General features: G+C 77.2%; 3 protein-coding genes and 1 pseudogene. All 4 read right to left on the bottom strand.

The features are described 5' to 3' along the window. A pseudogene (locus ACFV0G_RS36605) lies at positions 1-661 on the bottom strand (hypothetical protein); the annotation flags it as partial. A 44-nt stretch (positions 662-705) separates the two neighbouring features. Next, the gene (locus ACFV0G_RS36610) at positions 706-2,025 is read right to left on the bottom strand and encodes a VWA domain-containing protein (RefSeq protein ID WP_380557249.1); all 1,320 of its coding nucleotides are present in this window, start codon (positions 2,023-2,025) and stop codon (positions 706-708) included. A 196-nt stretch (positions 2,026-2,221) separates the two neighbouring features. Beyond that, positions 2,222-3,556 (bottom strand): PP2C family protein-serine/threonine phosphatase, encoded by a 1,335-nt coding sequence (locus ACFV0G_RS36615; protein WP_380557252.1) that lies wholly within the window; start codon positions 3,554-3,556, stop codon positions 2,222-2,224. A gap of 3 nt (positions 3,557-3,559) precedes the next feature. Next, positions 3,560-3,974, bottom strand: a 415-nt coding sequence (locus tag ACFV0G_RS36620; protein ID WP_380557255.1) for a tetratricopeptide repeat protein, incomplete at its 5' end; no start/stop codon positions are given.

Below are 3,974 nucleotides of genomic sequence, written 5' to 3' on the forward strand. Positions count from 1 at the left end.
GGGCCGCGGCCGCGGCGGGCGGCGGGAAGCCGTAGCCGCCCCGGCCCGCGGGCGGCGGGCCCGGCGGAGCGGCGGGCGGCGGCGGGGGAGCCGTGGGCGGTGCGATCGGGGCGGCCGGAGCCTGCGCCCGCGGCGGGGCGGACAGGTCGTAGTCGTACCCGCACTCCTCGCAGTACCGGCCGGTCTGCGGAGTACGGCAGATCGGGCAGGTGACCAGCCCGGCGGTGACGTCCGGGGACCCGCCGCGCGAGCCGCCGCCGATGGACAGCCCGCCGAGGCCCGAGCGCTCGTACGGCTCCTCCTCGTAGGGGCGCTGCTGCCCGTACTGCTGCGGTGCGTCGTAGCCCTGCTGCTCGTAGCGCGGCGGCTCGTACGAGGGGTTCTCGTACGAACGGCGGTCGTAGCCGCCGGCGCCGTGGTCGGGCCCGTGGCCGGGGGCGGCCGGACCGGCGCCCGGGCGTCCGGCACCGGGTGCGGGCGGAGCCGTGGCGGGCGGCGGCGGGTAGCCGGGCCCGGGGGCTCCGGCGGGCGCGCCGAACGGCGAGCCCGTGGCCGGCGGGGCGCCCGGGACGGCCAGGCCGGGCGGCGGAGTCATCGGGAAGCCGCAGAAGTCGCACCAGTCCTCGGCCTGCGACTCATGGCCCCTAGGGCAGATCGGCATCTATCCCCCACATTCCAGCAGGTCCGGCCCCGGGAGGTGGCCGGTCATCTCTTCACACGCACGGTCTTGGTCGACCGGGTCTCGAGTGTCATCGAGTCGGCCTCACTCACGTCTTTACGGAATCGAACCGTACCCTCCTCCGCATCCACCACGTCGACCACCTTCTGCAGCAGTCGGAAGGTGGCGTCGTTGCCGGTCGCGCGGGCCAGCCGGACGGCCGCACCGAGCTTCGCGGTCGCCCGGTCCAGGTCCCCGGCACGGTGGGCCGCCAGCCCCTCCTGGACGGAGGAGGCCAGCTCGGCCTGGCCGGTGTAGTGCGCGACCTGCCGGTCGATGCGGGTGGAGGAGGCCAGGTCGTCCGTCCAGACGGCGCGGACCAGGCCCTGGGAGAGTACCCCGGCCGTTCCGCCGGGCTGCGGGTGGACCAGGCTGATCCGCGCGGCCAGCATCTCGTCGCCGACGGCGGCGGCCGGGACCTTGAGGCAGACGTGGTAGTCCCGGCTCTCGTCGCCCCAGGAACCGGTGGGGTAGTCGCCGGCCCGCGGCCCGGCCTCCGTGCGCCGGCCGGTCAGGTCCTGGACCTCGGGGGCGACCTGCTTGACGTAGGCCACCTCGGCGCCGACCGGGGTCCAGAGCCGCAGCGCGACGTCGGCGACCTGTTTGTCCATCGCGGCGGCCATCATGGCGCGGAAGTCGTCGGCCAGGTCGGCGGGCTCGGCGACGATGTCGACGGTGCCGAGCAGGGCGGCGGAGATCCGCTGGAGCTCCGCGACCTCCCAGTCGGTGCCCACCCCGCGGCAGTCCACGGTGAACCGCCCGGCGGCCTCGTCCAGCACCCGCTGGAGGTCGGCGGGCTTCTCGTGCTCGTTCCTGCCGTCGGTGAGCAGGATGCCGTGCCGGATCGCGATGTCGGGCCGGCTGTCGAACAGCCGCCGGGCCAGGGCCAGCCAGGTGCCGATCGCCGTCCCGCCGAGGGGGCTCAGCCGGCGCAGCGCCTGCTTGGCGCCGGCCCGGGTGGCGTCGTCGGCGACGGCCAGCCTGCCGTCGCCCGGGTACACCTCGGCGGCCTCGTGCGTTCCGGCGACGACGGCGAACGCCACGCCGTCGCGCAGGGTGTCCACCGCCGCGGCGGTCGCCTCGCGGGCGTTGCGCATCTTCGACGCGGGGGAGTCCATCGACCCCGAGCAGTCGATCATGATCACCACGGCTGCCGCCGGGCCGTCGCCGGCCCCACCGGCCAGTCCGGTGCCGGCGGCGCTGACGGTGACGATCGCGTTGACCTCGCGGGCCCCCTCGGCGAGGTACTCGTTCTGGAAGACGTCGACGGTGAAGCGGGGCGTGTGCGGCGCGGACGGACTTGCCATGGCGTGAGGGCTCCCTGTCGAGCGGTCAGGCGGGTGGTCGTCGGTCGGTGCGTGGTCGCGGTGCCGGGCGGGCCGGTGCCCCGCCGGACGGCGGTCGCGGCGGCGGGGCGGAACGGCGGTGGGGGTCGGAACGACGGCTGGAGGGAACGGCGGGAGGGCGGTGGGGTCGGACCGGGCGGCGGCCCGGCGGGTCGGGTCAGTCGGTGGCCGGCGGCACGGCCGGGGCGAACGCGGGCATCGGCGGCACCGCCGGGACGACCGGCAGGTCGGGCAGCGTGGCGTCGTACCCCGCAGCGGCCGGGCCGCCCACGGCGGCCACGGCACCCGGGCCGCCCGCACCGGTGCCGACCGAACCCTCGGCGGCGGGCCGCTGGACGGGCAGGTCGAGCAGGGTCGGCTCGTGCTCCTCGACCGCCGGGGTGATCGGCAGGACGGCGACGGTGATGTTGTCGTGGCCGCCCGCGCCGACGGCGTAGGCCACCAGCGCCTGGGCGGCGGCCAGCGGCTCCGTCCGGGCGTCGGTCCGCACCACGCCGGCCAGGTCGGTGGCGGCCTCGGCGTAGTTCCACAGGCCGTCGGTGCAGACCAGCACGACGCCGGGGACGTGCGGGGTGAACGAGACGGTGTGCGGCAGCAGCTCCTCGGCGTCGGCGCCGAGCCAGCCCGTGATCGCGTGCGCCCGCGGGTCGGCGTAGGCCTCGGCCTCGGCCATCAGTCCGGCGGACACCATCCGGGCGGCCCAGGAGTCGTCCTCGGTCAGCCGGTAGGGCTCGGCGGACTCGCGGTCGTCCGGGATCCAGTACGCGCGGGTGTCGCCGACCCAGCCGATGGTGACCAGCCCGGCCGACGAGACGGCGCTGACGTAGGTGCAGGCGGGCGCGTTGACACCGCCGCCGGGCTGGACCGGGGTCCGGCCGTCGTGGGCGAGGGCGGTCACCGCGGCGTTGGCGTCGGTGATGGCGCGGCGCATGGCGTCGGCCGGGTCGCTGCCCCGTTCGAGCGAGCTGAGCAGCGACTCCGAGGCGGCGTCGACCGCGGCCGCCGACGCCTCGTCGGGCCGTGCGGAGGAGGACACCCCGTCGCAGACCACGGCGACCACGGCGGGCGAGCCGTCGGGCAGCGACGTCCCGGCGACGGTGAACGCGTCCTCGTTGCGGTGGTGGCGCAGCCCCCGGTCGCTGACCCCGGCGATGCCGTCGAGCGCCTTCTCCTGGTGGTCGCGCGGCTTCGGCTGGGCCTTGCCGCAGGACTCGCAGTACCCGTCGGCGGCGACCCCGGCGGCCCCGCAGTGCGCGCAGCCGCCCGCGGCCGGCCGGCCGGTGTCGGCGTGGCCGGTCTCCGGGCGGCCCGCCGGTGCGTGGTCCGTCACCGCGGCCGGTCCGCCGCCGGGCGCACCGGTGGCACCGGTGGCGGCGGCCGGCCCGGCGACCGCCGGAGGGGTCGTCAGACTCAGCCCGCAGCCCCCGCAGTACGCGTCGTCCGGGTCAAGGGGCTCGGCACAGGTCGGGCACACGGTCTGCTGCTGCGGCATTGCTCACACCCACGTCCGGGGACGGGCCCGGTTGGCCCGTTCCACCATGTCGATCCTCGTCTCGGCCCGGTCGGACAACCGCGCCAACACCCGGTAGGAGTGTTCCAGGGCGAACCGCAGTTCCCGTTCCTCGGCACGATGTCCGAGCACCCGGTACGCGTCCGCCGCGGCCGCTCCCGCAGCCCCGGTCACACCCCCGGCCGGGGCCGTTCCGGCGGTGGCTCCGGCCGGGTCGGGGCGGCCCGCCAGCACCCAGCCGAGGGCGGCGTCCAGCACCTCCACCGCGAGCTCCTCGTGCCGCCGGGCGTCGAGCGGGAGCGCGGCCAGCCGGTCGGAGCAGCGGACGAGTTCCGGCCCGAGCGGCTCGGCGGGCGCGCGGTCGCGCAGCCGGGCCCGGTCCGCGGCGACGCCCCCCCCG

Source organism: Kitasatospora sp. NPDC059571 (assembly GCF_042735675.1).
Taxonomy (GTDB): Bacteria; Actinomycetota; Actinomycetes; order Streptomycetales; family Streptomycetaceae; genus Kitasatospora.

Bases quoted from the DNA above. Each gene is read 5' to 3' on its own strand.
- ACFV0G_RS36610 (WP_380557249.1), bottom strand. From the start codon at position 2,025: ATGGCAAGTCCGTCCGCGCCGCACACGCCCCGCTTCACCGTCGACGTC.
- ACFV0G_RS36615 (WP_380557252.1), bottom strand. From the start codon at position 3,556: ATGCCGCAGCAGCAGACCGTGTGCCCGACCTGTGCCGAGCCCCTTGAC.